The 17,902-nt window shown below is 34.9% G+C and carries 21 protein-coding genes; 9 read left to right on the forward strand and 12 right to left on the reverse strand.

The window, feature by feature from the left end:
• Positions 1-256: 256 nt before the first annotated feature.
• On the reverse strand, positions 257-1,141 hold the full coding sequence (sdaAA, locus tag ACP5SP_RS05810; protein WP_428076207.1) for an L-serine ammonia-lyase, iron-sulfur-dependent, subunit alpha: 885 nt from the start codon (positions 1,139-1,141) through the stop codon (positions 257-259).
• Between the two features lie 9 nt (positions 1,142-1,150).
• Positions 1,151-1,825 carry an L-serine ammonia-lyase, iron-sulfur-dependent subunit beta gene (gene sdaAB, locus ACP5SP_RS05815; protein WP_428076209.1) on the reverse strand — a complete coding sequence of 225 codons (675 nt, stop codon included), beginning with the start codon at positions 1,823-1,825 and terminating at the stop codon, positions 1,151-1,153.
• Between the two features lie 79 nt (positions 1,826-1,904).
• On the opposite strand from sdaAB, the gene ACP5SP_RS05820 reads away from it, so the two are divergent.
• From ACP5SP_RS05820 to ACP5SP_RS05835, 4 genes are all read left to right on the forward strand, one after another.
• Positions 1,905-2,834: an SPFH domain-containing protein gene (locus tag ACP5SP_RS05820; RefSeq protein WP_428076211.1), complete on the forward strand. Its 930-nt coding sequence runs from the start codon at positions 1,905-1,907 to the stop codon at positions 2,832-2,834.
• Between the two features lie 21 nt (positions 2,835-2,855).
• Entirely contained in the window at positions 2,856-3,302 is a 447-nt protein-coding gene (locus tag ACP5SP_RS05825) for an NfeD family protein (protein ID WP_416085735.1), read from the forward strand.
• Positions 3,303-3,418: 116 nt separating this feature from the next.
• Positions 3,419-3,556, forward strand: coding sequence for a hypothetical protein (locus ACP5SP_RS05830; RefSeq protein WP_424587043.1), 138 nt, complete (start codon positions 3,419-3,421; stop codon positions 3,554-3,556).
• Entirely contained in the window at positions 3,505-3,618 is a 114-nt protein-coding gene (locus ACP5SP_RS05835) for a thiamine-binding protein (RefSeq protein WP_416085734.1), read from the forward strand. The genes ACP5SP_RS05830 and ACP5SP_RS05835 overlap by 52 nt, the downstream gene beginning before the upstream one ends.
• A 3-nt stretch (positions 3,619-3,621) precedes the next feature.
• On the opposite strand, the gene ACP5SP_RS05840 is transcribed toward ACP5SP_RS05835, so the two are convergent.
• From ACP5SP_RS05840 to ACP5SP_RS05860, 5 genes are all read right to left on the reverse strand, one after another.
• On the reverse strand, positions 3,622-4,230 hold the full coding sequence (locus ACP5SP_RS05840; RefSeq protein WP_416085733.1) for a class I SAM-dependent methyltransferase: 609 nt from the start codon (positions 4,228-4,230) through the stop codon (positions 3,622-3,624).
• Between the two features lie 78 nt (positions 4,231-4,308).
• On the reverse strand, positions 4,309-4,959 hold the full coding sequence (gene trhA / locus ACP5SP_RS05845) for a PAQR family membrane homeostasis protein TrhA (RefSeq protein ID WP_424587041.1): 651 nt from the start codon (positions 4,957-4,959) through the stop codon (positions 4,309-4,311).
• A 91-nt stretch (positions 4,960-5,050) separates the two neighbouring features.
• Positions 5,051-7,357, reverse strand: coding sequence for a transketolase-like TK C-terminal-containing protein (locus ACP5SP_RS05850; RefSeq protein WP_428076213.1), 2,307 nt, complete (start codon positions 7,355-7,357; stop codon positions 5,051-5,053).
• Between the two features lie 2 nt (positions 7,358-7,359).
• A complete protein-coding gene (locus ACP5SP_RS05855) occupies positions 7,360-8,181 on the reverse strand; it encodes a transaldolase family protein (protein ID WP_428076215.1) in 822 nt (273 codons plus the stop codon).
• Entirely contained in the window at positions 8,178-8,426 is a 249-nt protein-coding gene (locus ACP5SP_RS05860) for a hypothetical protein (protein WP_416085729.1), read from the reverse strand. The genes ACP5SP_RS05855 and ACP5SP_RS05860 overlap by 4 nt, the downstream gene beginning before the upstream one ends.
• Before the next feature lie 787 nt (positions 8,427-9,213).
• Here ACP5SP_RS05860 and ACP5SP_RS05865 point away from each other — a divergent pair.
• A complete protein-coding gene (locus tag ACP5SP_RS05865) occupies positions 9,214-9,855 on the forward strand; it encodes a thiamine diphosphokinase (RefSeq protein WP_416085152.1) in 642 nt (213 codons plus the stop codon).
• Here the strand turns inward: ACP5SP_RS05865 and ACP5SP_RS05870 are convergent, their stop codons facing one another.
• From ACP5SP_RS05870 to miaA, 5 genes are all read right to left on the reverse strand, one after another.
• Entirely contained in the window at positions 9,856-11,130 is a 1,275-nt protein-coding gene (locus tag ACP5SP_RS05870) for an amidohydrolase (protein WP_424587035.1), read from the reverse strand.
• Positions 11,127-12,059: a spermidine synthase gene (locus tag ACP5SP_RS05875; RefSeq protein WP_416085150.1), complete on the reverse strand. Its 933-nt coding sequence runs from the start codon at positions 12,057-12,059 to the stop codon at positions 11,127-11,129. The genes ACP5SP_RS05870 and ACP5SP_RS05875 overlap by 4 nt, the downstream gene beginning before the upstream one ends.
• Positions 12,031-12,450, reverse strand: a complete 420-nt coding sequence (gene speD / locus ACP5SP_RS05880) for an adenosylmethionine decarboxylase (RefSeq protein WP_416085149.1) — start codon at positions 12,448-12,450, stop codon at positions 12,031-12,033. Before speD ends, ACP5SP_RS05875 begins: the two co-directional genes overlap by 29 nt.
• A gap of 307 nt (positions 12,451-12,757) precedes the next feature.
• The gene (locus ACP5SP_RS05885; RefSeq protein ID WP_424607064.1) at positions 12,758-13,984 is read right to left on the reverse strand and encodes an aminotransferase class I/II-fold pyridoxal phosphate-dependent enzyme; all 1,227 of its coding nucleotides are present in this window, start codon (positions 13,982-13,984) and stop codon (positions 12,758-12,760) included.
• Positions 13,974-14,882, reverse strand: a complete 909-nt coding sequence (gene miaA / locus ACP5SP_RS05890) for a tRNA (adenosine(37)-N6)-dimethylallyltransferase MiaA (RefSeq protein WP_416085147.1) — start codon at positions 14,880-14,882, stop codon at positions 13,974-13,976. The genes ACP5SP_RS05885 and miaA overlap by 11 nt, the downstream gene beginning before the upstream one ends.
• 111 nt (positions 14,883-14,993) lie before the next feature.
• On the opposite strand from miaA, the gene ACP5SP_RS05895 reads away from it, so the two are divergent.
• Genes ACP5SP_RS05895 through scpB form a run of 4 tightly spaced genes read left to right on the forward strand, consistent with a single transcriptional unit; the run spans position 14,994 to position 17,708 of the window.
• Complete coding sequence (locus ACP5SP_RS05895) at positions 14,994-15,632, forward strand: site-2 protease family protein (RefSeq protein WP_416085146.1); 639 nt, start codon at positions 14,994-14,996, stop codon at positions 15,630-15,632.
• A gap of 15 nt (positions 15,633-15,647) precedes the next feature.
• Positions 15,648-16,625 carry a tryptophan--tRNA ligase gene (gene trpS / locus ACP5SP_RS05900; RefSeq protein WP_416085145.1) on the forward strand — a complete coding sequence of 326 codons (978 nt, stop codon included), beginning with the start codon at positions 15,648-15,650 and terminating at the stop codon, positions 16,623-16,625.
• On the forward strand, positions 16,622-17,248 hold the full coding sequence (locus ACP5SP_RS05905; RefSeq protein ID WP_416085144.1) for a segregation/condensation protein A: 627 nt from the start codon (positions 16,622-16,624) through the stop codon (positions 17,246-17,248). Before trpS ends, ACP5SP_RS05905 begins: the two co-directional genes overlap by 4 nt.
• Complete coding sequence (scpB, locus tag ACP5SP_RS05910; protein ID WP_416085143.1) at positions 17,217-17,708, forward strand: SMC-Scp complex subunit ScpB; 492 nt, start codon at positions 17,217-17,219, stop codon at positions 17,706-17,708. The genes ACP5SP_RS05905 and scpB overlap by 32 nt, the downstream gene beginning before the upstream one ends.
• Positions 17,709-17,902 lie beyond the last annotated feature (194 nt).

Raw genomic sequence — 17,902 nt, forward strand, 5'->3', positions numbered from 1 at the left:
GTAAGAATGATAATTCATGCATACCCAAGATAAAGTATTACTTAGATTAATAAGATTTGGAATAATAACAGAAGAAAGAAAAAAATTATCACATACTTCTCATAAGCGAGAGTTTTTTCAAACATTTTTCATAATCCATTTATACCTCCTTCACCAATAATCATAGTAAAAAATCAAAAAGAGAAAATTTAAAAGCTTTTTATAAAATGTAAGGTAAACCATAGATTTTCTGCTTTTAATGAGAAACAAAAACTTTCTATTTTGCTTTGAATTTTTGTAAAAGACGTTTGGCGGTTTCGGTTAAAGCTAAACCACCTTCGCCTGTTTCCCTCAATTCAAGTGGCATTCTTTCGCCAATGCGTTTCATTGCAATTATAACTTCATCGAGAGGGATGAGTGTCTTAATACCTGCAAGAGCCATCTCAGCTGAGGCAATTGCATTGACTGCACCCATTACATTTCGCTTGATACATGGAATTTCAACAAAACCTCCAATTGGATCGCACACAAGACCTAAAACATTTTTCAATGCAAAAGCTGAGGCACTTTCAATTTTATCTATATCATCTGAAAAAAGCGAAACAATTGCACCCGCGGACATAGAGGATGCTGCACCAACTTCTGCTTGACATCCATGGCGCGCACCAGACAAACTTGCAAGGTTTTGGAACACTTCCCCAATACCACCTGCAACAAAAAGTGCTTCAATTAATTTTCGACGATCAACTCCCTTTAACTTCGCAACTGTAATAAGCGAACCTGGTAAAACGCCACAGGAACCTGCTGTGGGTGCTGCAACAATTCGCCCCATGCATGCGTTCATCTCAGAAACTGCAAGGGTATTTAGAATGACCTCAGTAAATTCAGGTGAAAGTAGATGAAAATTACTACCATTTATGTATTCTTTTAATTGATAAGCCCACCCATTTACAAACCCTGTTTTTGAGACATTTTTATTTTTAAGCCCTTTTTCTATTGATTCCTCCATTGCAGAAAGTGTTCTATCCATCTTACTTATCACAAATTCTTCTTCTTTTCCCTCGTTTATTGCTTCATAGTGGATAAGAAACCTTGATAGAGTAAGCCCTGATGAACTTACCTTTTCCTTCAACTCTGCAAAACTTTTAAATTTTATCTTCATAATATCTCCCTATAATTCCTCAAGCCTTTCAACTGTTATTGCTTCTTTTATATTTTTATTTTCAAGAATCAAGTGAAGCCTATCTTTTGGAAAATCTGCATCAAGTTTAAAAACGGAGAGCGATTCACCTATAGAGGAATCCCTCTCAATTTCTGCTTTTGCAATGTTAATACCCGTATCAGCAATTACCTTTGAAACGTGTGCAACAATACCTGGCACATCTTTTGCAATAACAATAAGCACGGGGTGTCTTCCAAAAAGGTTTACATTGTAACCATTAATATTAAAAATACGTATCAAACCCCCACCTATTGATTCGCCAAAAATATAGAAAGGTTCTCTATTGTTATAAAAAGTTATTTTTGCAGTATTTTCTGGAAGCTCCTCATTAATACCCATAAAATTAAATTTGTAATTTATCCCCATTTCTTTTGCAATGCCAAACGCATTGAGGATGCGTTCATCATCAACATTAAAACACAAAATGCCTGAAAGTATCGCAAGATCTGTGCCGTGCCCAACTCCTGATTCTGAGAACGAATTAAAAAGATCAATCTCAACAAGATCGAAAAGCTTACTAACACCATAAATACGCCTTGCATATTTTCCTATTCGAACAGCCCCTGCCGTGTGCGAACTTGATGGCCCAATCATTATAGGCCCAATAATCTCAAAAATTCCCATATAGTAATTATACTTCAATTTATATTTTGTTAATGATCTAAAAAGTGATAAAATGTATTGATAAAATAGGAGGTGATAAATGTTACAACTAATTCTTTATTTAGTCCTTATTCTTGTCGTCATTGCGATTGCTCTCCGAAGTGTAATCGTCGTGCGACAGGCAACAGCCGCTGTTGTTGAAAGGCTTGGCCAATATTCAAGAACCCTTAAACCTGGCTTGCATGTTCTCATTCCCTTTATTGAAAGCGTAAGAAAAATTGTTGATCTAAGGGAACAGGTATGGGACTATCCTCCACAAGAGATAATCACAAAGGACAATGTTGTTGTGAAAATTGACAACGTTATGTACTATATGGTAACAGATCCTGTAAAAGTTGTCTATGAAGTTCAAGATGTAGACCAAGCGATTTTAAAACTTACACAAACTGCAATAAGAAATGTTTGCGGAAACTTAACGCTTGATGAATTGCTTACTTCAAGAGAAAAAATTAATGAGACCTTAAGGCAAGACCTCGATATTGCAACAGACCCATGGGGCATAAAAGTTACAAGAGTTGAAATTAAGACAATTATGCCGCCCCCAGAAATTCAAGAAGCAATGACTAAGCAGATGAAGGCAGAACGTGATAAACGTGCAACAATTCTTGAAGCAGAAGGCATAAAACAAGCAGCAATCCTTAAGGCCGAGGGTGAAAGGCAGGCAAAGATCTTAACTGCAGAAGGTGAAAGGCAGGCGCAGATTTTAAGAGCAGAGGGTGAAGCACAAGCACTTTTAACTGTTGCAAAAGCAAAAGGTGATGCAGCAGAAGTATACTTCCAAGGAATTCACAAAGGGAATCCCACAAAAGACATTATCGCTATTAACTACCTTGAAACATTAAACAAAATTGCAGAGGGAAAGGCAACAAAGATATTCCTCCCTTATGAGTCTTCAGCACTATTAGGTTCACTTGGCACAATAAAAGAAATCTTCTCAAAAGAGGAAGAAAAAGGCGAAAATGAAAAGTAATAAGCCTAAAAGAAGGCACGTATGAGCAAGTTAAATTTAACTATTTTTTGGATTATAGTTGCGGCATTATCCGCAATCATTGAAATAAATACTTTAACATTCTTTTCAATCTGGTTCAGTGTTGCTGCAATAATTTCTCTTATCTTTAATCTCCTTGACTTTGGAATCACCGCACAGATTGTCGTATTTATTGCTTCCTCTTTAGCTCTTATCCTTTCCTCTGAATTCTTACTTAAAAAGAAACTCAAAATAATAGGATACAACTATAAAACAAATATTGATATGATTATAGGTAAAATAGGAGTAGTAACTAAAGATGTAAAAGACATAAGTTATAGCGGAGAAGTACTTGTTGAAGGTCGATATTGGACAGCAATAAGCGAAGATGGAAGTGTTATTGAAAAAGGGAAAAAGGTAGTCGTAACTGGAGTAGAAGGAGTAAAGCTCATAGTAAAAGAGGCTAAATAGGGGCTTTCGCCCCTATTTAGCTAGAAAGTCTGTGTGGTAATTGAGAATTTGCGGTAATTTGAGCGGTTTCTCAAAACAAAATTTATGAAAAAGATGATAAAGCAGTAAAAGTTATAATTACTTCAGGCTTAAAATACGAAGTTTCTGCAAATAGCACCACAATTGAAGTAAATCTCTATGTACTGTTTGAAGGGATCAAAATGTGTTTAACATTACAATGGATAAAGGCTTACGAAGAGTTTTTACAATTATAAAGATCGACAATAAGAAAGATGAAGTTACAATTGAAGAGAAAGTAGGAAAATATAGAAAATAATTGTCATTTTGAAAGACGAACTACTTCGAAAATTGTAGAATATGTCTTTCGGGCAATAACTCTTGCATTTGTTTGTTCAATAAGATATTCTACACCGCCATGCCATCTAAAATTAATGTAGTTTTTAAAGTGATTTAAACCTGCAATAAACTCGACAAAAATAACACCTAAATCCGAAGGAAATGTCTCCGCTGGTATTAAATAATCTGCAACGATAACTTCTTTTGCAACTCTTAATGCTTCATTTAGAAGTAAAATCCGTTCTTTTTCATCCATCTCATGAATCGACATTGAAAATGTTGCAAAGTCAAATTCTTTATCTTTAAAAATTCTTAGAACTTCTATTCCACCATGAAAAAAATTCACATTTCCAAGTTTCATCTTGGTTTTTGTTTTTAAGGCAACTTCAATCATCTTTGAAGAGAGGTCTATGCCGATTGCATTTTTGCACACCAAACTCGCTTCAATTACAAGTGCGCCTGTTCCACAGCCTATGTCGATAAGTTTGTTGCAGTTTTTAATTTCATCAAGGATTTGGCCTCTTAAACCCTTTAAGTTTGGGTCAATAATCTTTCTATAGATTTCACCATCATAATAATGAATTTTATCCATCGTGAATAAATACTACTCAAATAAGAAATAAAAGTCAATATCTTATTATTACACAAAAAGATAGTTATAAAATGCACCCTAAAGATAGAGTAAAACCGCAAGATAGTGAAGGATGCTTCCCGCAAGGACAAAAAAGTGCCAAATAAAGTGATTATATTGATACCTTTGAAAGGCATAGAAAAACACACCAAGCGTATAGGTTAATCCTCCTGCAATAAGAAGAATTAATGCACCTTTAGGAATACTTGCAACAAGTGCCTTCCAAGAAAAAATTATAAGATAACCCATCACAAGGTATGTCGTAGTAAAAAGCACAGGGAATTTTCCAACAAAAAATGCTTTTAAAACAACACCAGTTATTGCAAGCACCCAAACGATAATAAAGATATTTCTGCCCAATGTCCCCCCAATTCCAATAAGAGAAAACGGAGTATAAGTGCCTGCAATAAGAAGATAAATTGCCGAGTGGTCTAAAAGCCTCAAAATTCGCTTTATTCTATCACTTTTCACATTTATGTAAAGTGCATGGTAAAGAGTAGATGCCGTATACAGAAGTGTCAAAGTTATTCCAAAAATTAAATACGCAAAAAATTTTATTGAATTATGTGATCCCACCCCTTTTATAATAAGCAAAACAAGACCTGCAATACTTAGAGCAACGCCAACACCATGTGTAATGCTATTTCCTATTTCTTCTTTTTTATAAAGAGGCTTTTCTTTGATTTTCATGAATTGATTTTAGCACGATTACATAAAATAACAAAGAAATAAAAAAGCCCGGAGACTCATATTCCGAATCCCCGGGCAAAGTAATAAAACCCTATTTAACTATCTCTGCAATTCTTGAAAGTCTCTTTTCTCGGTCTTTTACAAATCTTTCAATACCTTCAAATACGTGTTTCGGATCAAGGTGAGCTTCTTCAACTACTTCATCAACTGTGCCACCTGTTCTCCATCTATTGTCCCAATCAGAAGACAGTGAATATTCTTTAACAACTGGGTTTGCAATCCAGTGATGCATAAGCTTAATTGATTCATTTGTGATAACCATTGCATCATGGAAGAGTTTCCAAGGTAGTACTTTATCTTTATATTCCTGTGGTTCTCTTCTAAATAGTTCATAACTTGGTGCGGAAACAATTCTCACATTAAGTTTGGCCTCTTTAAGTTGAGGTATCACTTTTATGACAGACAACGTTGAACTTGTTCCCTGTACAATAACTGTACCCATTGGTTCTAAATTAGGATCGAAGTCTTTTAGTATATATGCACCATGCACTGCTTCAAAATATGAAGCAAGTCCTAAAGCTTCTCTATCTGGTATAGGAATAGCGGGTCTTGTCAAAACAAGTGCTATGATTGGTGTTTCAAGTTCAAGCGCTCTTCCCAAAAGAACAGGCACTTCATTTGCCTCAAATGGAACAAGGTCTATAATGTGTCCCTGTGGAAATAGATCTCTTACACCAGGCGCAAATATTCCAAAATGAGTTCTTGAATCATCAGCCGTTTCAGGTCCTGAATGCCCCATAACCCAGATTGTTTTTCCAACTTTAAGTTGACAGTCTTGTGCCATTTGAGAAAACAGTCTCATCATACCATATTTAAGGTAAGCAAAGGAACCATAGGTTGATGAAGCTGTGTAAAATCCTTTAAACTCATTAAATGGATCTTCTGCAAAGTTCACTGAAGCAATACCAACAGAAATACCAGAATTTACAAACTCAGTAATCTCTTGAGGGAGAAGAACTCCTTTCTTGTTGTGTACTTTATCATACCAGCCAAAGCCTGGAAAATCTCCATAAGGTTTCGCAAAACCTGAAATCTGTGTTGAATCTGCAAGATCTGCTGACATTGCTATAAATAGAGGTCTTCCATATTTTTTCCCAACATATGCATTAATCCATGAACCCCATTTTGAAAATGCTTCCCTATTTGCAGCATGAGTACCCGGTGCAAAATAAAGATCCTTAGGGTAATTTTTGTAATCATAGAGCGCCTTATCTTTTATTGGATTTTCCCCTTTAAGTTCAAACGTGGGAACATCTTCAGGCACAGTTCCTGCAATCTCTATAAGTCTATTTGCAATGAAATCAAGAAGTTCTCTATCGTTATAAACAACGCTCATTGCAACATCAATGTTATCCTTGAATTGTTTATAAATTTCTTCTTCTGTTTTTGGAGCTGGTTCACCAAAACCTACGAATTTAACACCGTATTTATCTTGGAATTCCTTCTTTGTTTCCCAGAAAAGCTCTGAGTTCATTTTGTGGGGTGCACCATGGGAGGCATTGTCATATTTTAGATACCCTCTACCTTTTCTTGTCTTAAAGTATGCAACATTAGGAACATTTGGATGAATGTTCTTCTCATCAAAGAGTTCAGCCTCTGTCTTTAAAACTTCTCTAAAGTCATTTCCATTTTCGGTGCCAATGACACGCCAACCGTGGCATCCAAACCACTCCTTTGGTGTACCATACACTGTTTCAGATACGGGATGGTCATCAATACCATAGTTATTCCAATCAATGAGGAAGAAAAGATTATCAAGCCCTAATCCCCAGGCAGAATTTGCAGTTTCATGGAATCCACCTGGTGTAAGACCAGCATCTCCCTCAATAACTACAACTTTAACCTTATCAAGTCCTGCCCTTTTAAGAGCAACTGCCTCACCTGCTGCGGCAGTGATTCCATGCCCTGATGGACCTGTATTGAACTTGAGGAAAAGAGTTTTACCTTCAAACTCTGCATGGCCTGAAAGACCTTTGTTTCTTCTAAAACCAAGTAAGTCCTCAGGAAGAAGCGCAAATTCTCTTCTCAATTTGAACTTTTCGTCATGAGTTTCCTCATACTTCTTTTGAAGAGCACCATTTAAAACAGCAAGAGTTGCATAGACAAGTGGAATAGTGTGTCCTGCGCCTAAAATAAACCTATCCCCAAATCTCTTTTCGGGGTATCTAATGTCGTAGTGCAAAAAGCCTGAAAGCATTAATGTAACAAACATATGCATTTTCGAGCGTGACCCACCTGGATGTCCACTTTGCCTGTAGTTAAGCATAAGATCGATTAGTGTGTCTACAACATCGCCAACTTTCTCAAGATGTTTAAGATCTTTTTCGTTTATTTCCATAATTACTCTCCTTTCCAAAAAATTTCTTTATATTCAAACTCAACATCTTTAACAAAATTAATCATTCCTTCCTCAGTTTTTGTGTGCTTGATCATATCTTTAAGCACGTAGAAAGGAATTGTTGCAACATCACATCCTATTTCTAAAATTTCTCTAACTTGCCTTGCGTTTCTTACGGATGCTGCAATTATTTTAGTAGAAAATCTGTAATTCGCAAAGATCTCTTTAATTATTGAAAGCATATGAACTCCACTTACAATTCCGTTATCATTAATTAATTCATCATCATATTCCATTCCATCAGAGGGAAAATAGTCCTCTTTTTTAAATTCAATTCCAACTTTTGCACGGAGATAATCATCGACACGCCCAACAAAAGGACTTACATAATCCGCACCTACTTTAGCCGCAAGGACAGCCTGTTCTGGAGTCATAACAAGCGTAACATTTGTTGGTATACCTAAAGATTTTAATTCTTTTACTGCCATCACACCGTCAAAATCATTTCCTTCACCAAGATTTGGATTTATGGGAATTTTAACCACAACATTATTTGCAATGTAATTAAATTTTTCATAGAGGATTGTTGCTTCCTTTACCATTTTCTCCTCATCAGTGCTTATCACTTCTAAACTCACGGGACGAAGTCTTCCTGCAGTACGCAAAATTTCTTTAATGTATTCTTCCATAGAGGAAATTTTTCCACGATACTTTTGCAATGCCTTTTTAATCAAGGTTGGATTTGTTGTTACACCATCAACAATACCCCAGGAAATCGCAGTCCTAATTTCTTCAATATCCGCTGTATCAATAAAAATCTTCATAGGTCATCATCTCCACTTTTTATGTAATAATGAATTGGCAATGCAACAAGAATAATTGCAAGTCCCACAGGTCCTGTTAAGAGCCCAAGAATGAACCAACCAAAGGCATTTCGCCCTTTCTTATGAGCAACAACAGCTGTAAGAATTGCAAAAATTAAAATAATCATAAGAATTGCTATAGGAATAATTAATACAAGATAGAACTGATTAATGCCCATTAAAGTGTTTAAATAATCTGTAAACATTTCTACCTCCTTCAGACTATTTTATCATAAGAACCTATAAAGTCCAATCATTTTTTAAAAAACAAGGACTGCAAAAAAAATTCAAAGACCTTTTTGCATTTCAAGGCTCATTTGTAAGAACAAGACCTCTTACAATAAGATCAATTAATCTAATCTTGTTATCGCTCGGGATAAGATTAATCACAATCCTTAATTGAGAAATTTCATATTTTTTACATTAAATACAAGAAAGTTTCTCTAAATTCCTTCTTGACAAGTTTAAGGAAGAGAATCTATTTTAGTAATATTATCGATCCTAATCTGAGCAATTCTCCAAATTTTTCGCATGTTTTTCTTAGGTAGAGTATAGGTTTGATACGCAACTTAAGCACATAGAATTGCAAAGACGGCAATTACAGAAGAATAAAAAAAGATAGTGCTTTCACCCGTTAAGTGATAAAGCACTATCATATTGAGATGATATAGTGATGAATAAGATTGAAAAAAAATTCAAAGAAGAAAAAGAATTATAAAGATTAATATGTCTGAATCATCTAAGGTAATGTCGAACAATAAAGAAGAAAAATATAATCAAAAAAATTTGCAATTTTTTCAAAAAAGTACTAACATTTTTTAGAGGGATGAGAAATCGCTCATTTTAGATCGATAAAAATTGTATTTGAAATATTATCCATGAATTTAAACATTCGAAAGAGGTCTTTATCTGCGTTTATCTGTGAAACTTTTTGTGGCAAAAATATAGATAAGTTTGCGCTAACGAAATTTATTTTAACTGTATAATATTAGTGTGAAAAGGTGTTTGCTTGTTGGAAATGGCATGAAAAATCCACCGCAGTTTTTAAGAGACCTTGCAAAGAGTGTAGATTTTGTCATAGGCATTGATGCTGGCGCTGAAACACTTCTCGAATCTGGCGTAAAGGTTGATCTTGCAATTGGGGACTTCGATTCATTAAAAAATAAGGAGCTACTCAAAAGAATCAATCACCTTGAATATCCAAAGGAAAAAGACTATTCAGACACAGAAATCGCAGTAACGCACGCGCTTTCTCTTGGATATGATGAAATCATACTCACAAATATGCTTGGCGGCAGAACCGACCATCTTCTATTTAATCTTTCGATTCTCTACAGAATATTTAAAGAAGGAAAATCGGGAAAGTTCCTTGAGAATAAAGAGGAGATTTACATATTTGATAAAAGTATAGAAATTAAAACCGATATTAACGACATAGTTTCGATATTCCCATTATTAGGAAAAATATTATTTAAAGATTCAAAAGGTTTATATTATCCTCTTAAAGGAAAAAGTGTTGAATTAGGTGAAACCTTGACTCTAAGCAATTATGCACTTTCAAATTCAATTTACGTTGAGATTGAAAATGGTGTTGCAATCTTGATTTTAAAGAGAATAAGACCAAAATATTCGTAATTATTTTTGAATGAGTTTGCTTAAAAGATTCTTAAACTCTTTCTTTACAACTTCCTCATCAACAGTAAGAATTTTTCTATTTTCCATTATGATTTCGCCGTTAATAATAACTGTATTGACACTATCTGGATACATCGAATAAATCACGTTTGAGTGTGGTGAATGCATCGGCACCATCTCGGGCAAATCCTTTCTTACAAGAATTAAATCAGCCTTGAAACCTTCTTTTAATACACCAACATCATTAAAACCGAGTGCCTTTGCGCCATTCACTGTAAGTATATCAAACGCATCAGTTACGCTTAGTTTTCTTGGGTTTCTGGAGATACCTTTTGCAAGGAGGCTTACAATTCTCACTGCTTCAAGCACTGATAAGTTGTTATTTGATGCAACGCCATCTGTGCCAACAGCAAGCTTAAGGCCAGCATCGATAAATCTATCAATAGGCGCAAGTCCTGATCCAAGTTTCATATTACTTTCAGGATTTAAAGATACCCAAACACCATTTTTCTTGAGAGTCTTTATGTCATTTTCACTTACCCAAACACAATGAGCAGCAACCACAAATTCATTTAGAAAGCCAATTGAAGCAAGATATTCAATAGGAGTTCTTGTGTATGATTTCATGTAATCAATAACTTCTTTTTCTGTTTCATGTAAATGGATTTGCACCACAGAACCAACTTTCTTCTGAAGTTCTTTTGTATATTTTAGAAGCTCCTGACTTACCGTATATGGAGCATGTGGTGCAAGGCTAATTAGGATTTTTTCATCTTTTCCTGAAAGTTCTCTAAATTTTCTCTCAACTTCTTCGATTATAACCTTATCCATGAAAGGCTTTGAGGCATATGCAATACCAATATTTCCACGCATACCAATCTCAGAAAGTGCCCTTAATGTCGCCTGTGGATGGTAGTAGAAATCTGCAACAGTAGTTGTACCTGTTTTTATTGATTCAATTGCTGCAAGAAGTGTGCCAAAATAAACCATATCGTATGTTAGGTGATCTTCAAGAGGGAAAATATATTTGTAGAGCCAATCTTGTAAAGTGACATCCTCTGCATAACCTCGCATAAAGGTCATTGCAAGATGGGAATGAGTATTTACAAACCCAGGCATTGCAATTAAATTACTCCCATCAATTACTTTTGAGTAGTTGTTCTCTTTGGCATTGTCACCAATAAATGAAATCTTTGAGTCCTTAATTACAATATCAACAGATTCCTTGTAAGTCTTTGAATCTAAAATTGCAGAAACATTTTTTATAAGAATCATAGGTTTTCTTTTCTTTCGAGAGGAATGTAGTTTGAATCTGTAATAATTTCTTTTTCGCTATCTATTAGTTTTCGGATATCTTTTGGCAGATTAAAGAGCGCAATATGGGTTTCACCATCATAAAAACGCAAATCTCCTTCAATCTGCTCTTTAATCATGTAGTCAATCTCTTCCCTTGTGAATGCCTTGGGATCGTTTTTCTTCGATGCAATTATAAAGCCCCATGTAGTATCAAACGCAGGTACATAGGCAAAATAGCTTCTAACGATCGGAAAAATCTGCTTAAGAGTATTTCTAATAATTGCATGCATTTTATAATTTGTAACCCTCAAAAGGGATGCCTGCAATACAAAAACACCATTTTCTTTAAGTCTATCAAAGATAGTTTTATAAAATTCAACTGAATAGAGCTTGTATGAAGGACCACCTTCATAAGGTTCGGTTAAATCACTTATAAATACATCAACTGAATTATTTGAAAGATTGCTTTCTACAAATGCTCTTGCATCGGTATTAATAAGGGTTGATCTTGGATCGTCAAATGCGCCCTGATGCCACTCTTTCATGTATTCTTTTGCAATGTCAGTTGCGTCCTTATCAATATCAACCATTATTGCTTTTGTTACACTTTTATGTTTCAAAATTTCCCTTAAAGTTGAACCTTCTCCACCGCCAAGGATAACAACAACCTTTGGTAATTGAGCAGTTAACAATGCAGGATGCACAAGCGATTCGTGGTAGATATATTCATCTATAAGAGAGGATTGAACATCTCCGTCAATAATAAGCATCTTCCCAAAGGTAGGACTCTCTACCACTTGGATAAGCTGGTAGGGAGTCCTCACCTCATAAATAATCTTTCTGACGCCATGGAGATGTTCTTCTGCACCCCCAAACCTGTCATGGAAGTAAAGATAATTCTTTTCCATAAACCTTTGTTCTTACTGAACGAATTTTGTGCAGGTACTTCCCTTCGCGTTCCTCTCCACGGGAAACTTCTGTTGTCTGAACGTATTTTGCTTTGAGATGTTCTGCAACATACTCACAGGCAACCTTAGGATCGATGTCTCCGCATGTGTAAAAATCCAACGCAGCATAGCCATATTCAGGCCATGTGTGGATTGAGAGGTGAGATTCGGAAATTACCACCACCCCACTAACTCCCTGAGGAGTAAAGTGGTGAAATGCAACGTTCAAAACTGTTGCATTAGCTTTCTGTGCCGCTTCTACAAGAAGCGACCTTAGGTAATTCAAATCATTTAGGAGCTCTGGATTGCAACCAGATGCATCCATAATAATGTGTTTACCTTCTGTGCGCATTTCAGCCACCCCCTTCCAAAGAATTAGTGACAGCCACCCTGCTTAACGAGGGGCTTCCTGCTTGCGCAGGCATAACATCCGACCAGTCCAGCCGTAGGGTTTCTTAAAGGAGTTGTCCTTCTCCTTTTAAATTTCCTGCGTTCCCACTCTTTAAGCAAGAGTGTTTTTTGCAGGGAGGTGGTAAGGTTTATAACCTTATCGGTGTATTTATATCAAAAATTGTAAAAAATGCAATAGTTTTTATGCAATTTCTTTAAGATTTTTTTAAGTCAAAATTTTGTCAATAAAATTAGTAATCAAGCCATTTTTATTTTTTAGAAATTTTTAAGACTTCTTGTAGTGCGTATAAACTCGCAAATTTTGTGTGTTCGTAGTATATACCACCTTGAAGATAACCAATGTAAGGTGGAACAATCGGTGCATCACATGATAATTCTATTGAAGAGCCCTGCACAAAGGTACCAGCAGCCATAATAACTTTATTTCCATAGCCTGGAAGTGGCGCAGACACAATTTCTGCATCAGAATCAATTGGTGAAAAACGTTGAATAGACTGCGCAAATTTTATAAGCAGTTCCTCACTTCCAAATTTTATTGCCTGCACTATATCGGTTCTCTTTTCAAAGTATCTAGGCTTCACTTCAAATCCATAATCTTCAAAGATTTTTGAAGCAAATATTACACCTTTTAAAGCATTTGAAACCACAAGTGGAGCAAAGTAAATCCCCTGAAGAATATTTCGAGTAAGCCCAAGCATTGGACCGATTTCTTTCCCAACACCAGGTGCAGTAAGTCTTGTTGAGATTTTTTGGATAAGATCCTTTTTCCCAACAATATATCCCCCTGTTATTGCAATTCCACCACCTACATTTTTGATTAAAGACCCAACAACAACATCAGCGCCAACATCACCAGGTTCCCTGTCTTCCACAAATTCACCATAACAATTATCAACCATAATAATTGTTTGAGGATTAATTGATTTTACAATCTTTATTGCATTTTCAAGTTCATCTATTGTTATCGAATCAGTAAAAGTATACCCTTTAGATCTCTGAAAGACTAAAACTTTTGCATTCTTTACGAGATTCTCATCAAAACCATTTCTAAAATTAAATTCACCGTATTTAACACCAGACTCTTTAAGCGAGCCTTCAACTTCACGAATCCCTATAATGCCTTCGCCTGTTTCGTAGGGTTTACCGCTTGCATAGACAAGCAAATCGCCTGGTCTTAAAAGTCCAAAAAGAGTTATAGAAATTGCATGAGTTCCAGAAATAATTTGAGGACGAACAAGTGCATCTTCGCCACCAAAAATTCTTGCAAAAACTGCCTCAGTCTTTTCACGACCAATATCATTGTAGCCATAACCAGAAGTGTAGTTTAAATCAGAATCGTGGAGTTTTACATTTTGAAAAGCATCAAGAACCTTTAAAAAATTTTTTTCTCGAATTAAATCTACCTTTTCAAAGTGCTCTTTAAGTGATAGTTCTGAAGTTTTTCCCAATTCTATAAAGCGGTCCTCAATCATCATTTACAAAATCACCTACCAATCTTTTAATTTCATTTATGATTAGTTGAATATCTGTTGAGTCAAACCACAAAACATCCTTCTCTTTTTTGAACCATGTGATCTGCCTTTTTGCAAGATGTCGCGTGTTTTTCTTAATAAGTTCAATCGCTTCATCAAATGTGATTTGTCCCTCAAGATAATCAAGAATTTCCTTATATCCTATTGCTTGCCTTGCTGTTTTTGACCATTGAGCATACTTCTCTTTTAAACTCTTAACTTCTTCTACAAAACCAAGTTCAATCATTTTATCCACACGTTTTTCTATGTCTCTATAGAGAATTTCCCTGGGCTTTATAAGACCAATTTTTAAGAACCTAAACTTAACTGAAGGATTTTTTACTTCCGAAATTTTCTTGCCCGTCTTTTTGTAGTATTCAATTATTCTTATGAGGCGTTTTTTATCAAAAACTCTTGAAGCTGCATCAAAGTCTATACTTTCTGCAAGTTTTTTTATCTCATCTAAAGATTTCCCTTCAAGTTCTCTTCGCAAATCGATATCGGGAGATGGAGATTCCTCGACTGGAAAATTCTCAGTAATTGCTCTTATGTAGAGCCCAGAGCCCCCAACAATAAGAGGAATCTTTTTATTCTTGTAAATTTCTTGGACTAATTTCAAAAATTCCCTTTTGTATTGCCCAACACTATAATTTTGAGATACATCAATTATGTCTATAAAGTGGTGTGGAATTTTTTCTCTTATTTCTTTCGATACCTTTGCAGTGCCTATGTCCATACCCTTATAAAACTGCATTGAGTCAGCAGATACAATCTCAAGAGGAAAATCCTTAACAAGTTCTAAGGCAATATCACTTTTATGGGTTGCTGTTGGCCCAAGAATAACAACAATTTTTTCTTCCATACTTTACTATTTTAGCAAGATTTTTAAATAAAACATCAAAAATTTTAAAAATAGCGTTTCATGTGTATAATTGTTGAGTATAGAGTAAAATGCTTTAAGGAGATGATAGAGATGAATTACATAAATCAATATATAAGTGAATTGTTGTATGTGATACCTGCCGTATTGATTGTTCTTACGATACATGAGTTTGGACATGCCTATGTTGCTTACAAAATGGGAGATACCACAGCAAAAGAAGAGGGAAGACTATCTTTAAATCCACTAAGGCATATTGATCCAATAGGGCTACTTTCACTTGTTATTTTTAGATTTGGCTGGGGAAAACCTGTTCCTGTTGATTTTACTGCATTAAGAAACCTCAGAAAAGGAATGATTTTTGTCTCTCTTGCAGGGCCTCTTGCAAATCTTATTACAGCATTTTTACTTGCACCGCTTTTTAACTGGATGAGCGTTAACCCAATAGTACTTACAGGCTTTGGATATTTCGTTGAACTTGCAAGGTATATTATTGTATTAAGTATATACCTTGCAATATTTAACCTTATTCCTATTCCACCGCTTGATGGTTCAAAAATAATATTCGCCCTTACAAAAAATCCCCTTAGATTTCTCTACGATGATGCGTTAAATTACTATGGGATAATTTTCCTTGTTATTATTATTTCAATTCCATTTTTTAGATTTAATTATTTCTTTTCTAAGGCAGTTTCACCCATAATAAATCTTATTGGAAAAATCCATTTTTAAAGTAGGAGGAGAATAATGGATGTTGTAGTTACAGGAATGCGTTCAACAGGAGAGCTCCACATAGGGCACCTTGTAGGTGTTATTGACAACCTTAAAAAGCTTCAAGAAACTTATAAAAGTTATTTCTTCATTGCAGATTTGCATGTACTCACAACAAACTACGAGCACACAGAAGATTTCAAGAAAAATAGGATTGCAGTAATGCTTGATTGGCTTGCCGCAGGTATTGATCCAAAAAAGGCTACACTTTTTATTCAATCGAAAGTCCCAGCACATACTTACTTACACTTACTTCTTTCAATGATCGTTCCAATTTCGTGGCTTGAAAGAAATCCAACAGTAAAAGAGATGATTAAAGACCTTGACCTTAAGGAAAACGCATCCTATGGACTGCTTGGTTATCCTGTTCTTATGGCATCAGATATTATTCTATATAAAGCTAAGTATGTTCCCGTGGGTAAAGATCAACTGCCGCACCTTGAAATGACAAGAGAAATCGTAAGAAGATTTAATTATCTTTATGGTGAGCTCTTTGTCGAACCACAGGCACTTCTTACAGAGTTTCCGTATGTGCCAGGCATTGATGGTAAAAAGATGTCAAAGAGTCTTGAAAATGATATAAAGATTGCAGATACAGAGGAGGACACAACAAAGAAAATAATGAGAGCAATTACTGATCCTGAAAAGATAAGATTACATGACAAAGGACACCCTGAGGTGTGCAATGTATTCACATACCACAAGATTTTTAATAAAGCTGAAGTAAACGATATTGAGAGAGATTGTAGATCTGGAGCACTTGGTTGTGTTGCATGCAAAAAGAATCTTGCAAATAAATTGAACGAATATTTAAGACCAATTCGACAAAAACGAGAGGAACTTAAAAAAGAGATCGACAAAGTCGAGGATGTCTTCGAAGAAGGTTCCAAGAATGCATCTTATGTAGCAAATGCAACACTTGATGAAGCACTAACAAAGATGAATCTAAAATGAGCCTTGAGGAGATTGTTTACGAAGCAAAACGAAACAAGAATTCCCTTTTAAGTATTTCAATTTTGGAGTTGGTCTCAAATGAGCTTCAAAGGATTGACAATTTTGAATTAAGTGAAAAAATTTTGCTCTTGGCAACTCTTCTTGAGTTAAAATCAGAACTTCTATTGTATCTTTTGGGACTAAAGGAACAGGGAAAGAAAACTCTTCATGAAGAAAACATTGACGATATTATTGAAGTACTCGAAAAATCCGTTGAAAAAACTGTAATCAGAAGAACATTTGTTGAAAAGGTATCATCAAATGAAATCCCAATTTCTCGTCTTGAAAAAATTGTGAAAGAAGTGCTTCAAAGAGAAAAATATTATGAAAATAAAACTATTTCTGTTGAGCAAGTTTCCGTAGCTTACATTATTGAAAAACTAAAAGAAAAGCTCACCCAGTTTATAGAGATTGATTTTAGAAAACTTATTGAAGAGTGCAATTCTAAAATAGAGGTCATTGCAACATTTCTTGCGGTGCTTATACTTGCAAAAAACAACTTTTTGAAGATATTACAAGAAGATCATTTTTCACCGATCATTTTGAGGCTCAATGAAGAGGGAAGAATACCTTTACGCAATTGAATCGATTTTATTTGTGTCTGTAAAACCGGTTAGTATTGACAAGATTGCATCAATTATTGGACTAGATAAAAGAAGTATTCTTGAACTTCTTTCAGAACTTGAAAATAACCTCAAGGAAACTGGTATAAATCTTGCATTTGAAAAAAATAAAGTTCGAATGATACCGAATGCAAAATATAGAAGATTTTTTGAGAAATTCATCAAGAAGAAAAAGATAACTCTATCAAAAAACTTAATAGAGGTTATAGGGTTAATTCTTAAAAAGAAGAGAACAAAAGATGAAATTGATAAAATTCGAGGCGTAAACAGCGCAAGAGTTATAAACGAGCTTCTAAAGTTAGGCTATATAGAAAAGGAATTTTTTGAAGGAAAAATCTATTACAAGGTTACCGATAAATTTATCGAAACTCTTCCCGAAGATATTCGAGAAAATTTAGAATCAAAACTATTCAAGTTATAACTATAATTTTCAGCCTAAAAGACCTATTTTTCATTTAAAAATTACATCCAATGAACTAAATATTAAAAGTCCTCTGTCGCTACGATCATTCAAAATAAGAAACACAAGTCAAATATATTCTTTTTGTCTTAAAGGGAAGGGTTGATAGAGGTATCCCCACTTCCAATGATTGTCATTTCGACGAACGTAGTGAG

It is taken from the genome of Caldisericum sp., assembly GCF_049967455.1.
Lineage (GTDB): Bacteria > Caldisericota > Caldisericia > Caldisericales > Caldisericaceae > Caldisericum > Caldisericum exile_A.

Excerpts from the sequence above, each read along its gene's own strand:
- ACP5SP_RS05885 (WP_424607064.1), bottom strand. The coding sequence starts at position 13,984 with ATGATGATTGAGGACCGCTTTATAGAATTGGGAAAAACTTCAGAACTA.
- speD (WP_416085149.1), bottom strand. The coding sequence starts at position 12,450 with ATGCGCACAGAAGGTAAACACATTATTATGGATGCATCTGGTTGCAAT.
- ACP5SP_RS05820 (WP_428076211.1), top strand. The coding sequence starts at position 1,905 with ATGTTACAACTAATTCTTTATTTAGTCCTTATTCTTGTCGTCATTGCG.
- ACP5SP_RS05855 (WP_428076215.1), bottom strand. The coding sequence starts at position 8,181 with ATGAAGATTTTTATTGATACAGCGGATATTGAAGAAATTAGGACTGCG.
- trhA (WP_424587041.1), bottom strand. The coding sequence starts at position 4,959 with ATGAAAATCAAAGAAAAGCCTCTTTATAAAAAAGAAGAAATAGGAAAT.
- sdaAB (WP_428076209.1), bottom strand. The coding sequence starts at position 1,825 with ATGGGAATTTTTGAGATTATTGGGCCTATAATGATTGGGCCATCAAGT.
- scpB (WP_416085143.1), top strand. The coding sequence starts at position 17,217 with ATGAAGAGGGAAGAATACCTTTACGCAATTGAATCGATTTTATTTGTG.
- ACP5SP_RS05860 (WP_416085729.1), bottom strand. The coding sequence starts at position 8,426 with ATGTTTACAGATTATTTAAACACTTTAATGGGCATTAATCAGTTCTAT.
- ACP5SP_RS05895 (WP_416085146.1), top strand. The coding sequence starts at position 14,994 with ATGAATTACATAAATCAATATATAAGTGAATTGTTGTATGTGATACCT.
- ACP5SP_RS05870 (WP_424587035.1), bottom strand. The coding sequence starts at position 11,130 with ATGATTCTTATAAAAAATGTTTCTGCAATTTTAGATTCAAAGACTTAC.
- ACP5SP_RS05905 (WP_416085144.1), top strand. The coding sequence starts at position 16,622 with ATGAGCCTTGAGGAGATTGTTTACGAAGCAAAACGAAACAAGAATTCC.
- sdaAA (WP_428076207.1), bottom strand. The coding sequence starts at position 1,141 with ATGAAGATAAAATTTAAAAGTTTTGCAGAGTTGAAGGAAAAGGTAAGT.
- trpS (WP_416085145.1), top strand. The coding sequence starts at position 15,648 with ATGGATGTTGTAGTTACAGGAATGCGTTCAACAGGAGAGCTCCACATA.
- miaA (WP_416085147.1), bottom strand. The coding sequence starts at position 14,882 with ATGGAAGAAAAAATTGTTGTTATTCTTGGGCCAACAGCAACCCATAAA.
- ACP5SP_RS05850 (WP_428076213.1), bottom strand. The coding sequence starts at position 7,357 with ATGGAAATAAACGAAAAAGATCTTAAACATCTTGAGAAAGTTGGCGAT.
- ACP5SP_RS05875 (WP_416085150.1), bottom strand. The coding sequence starts at position 12,059 with ATGGAAAAGAATTATCTTTACTTCCATGACAGGTTTGGGGGTGCAGAA.
- ACP5SP_RS05840 (WP_416085733.1), bottom strand. The coding sequence starts at position 4,230 with ATGGATAAAATTCATTATTATGATGGTGAAATCTATAGAAAGATTATT.
- ACP5SP_RS05825 (WP_416085735.1), top strand. The coding sequence starts at position 2,856 with ATGAGCAAGTTAAATTTAACTATTTTTTGGATTATAGTTGCGGCATTA.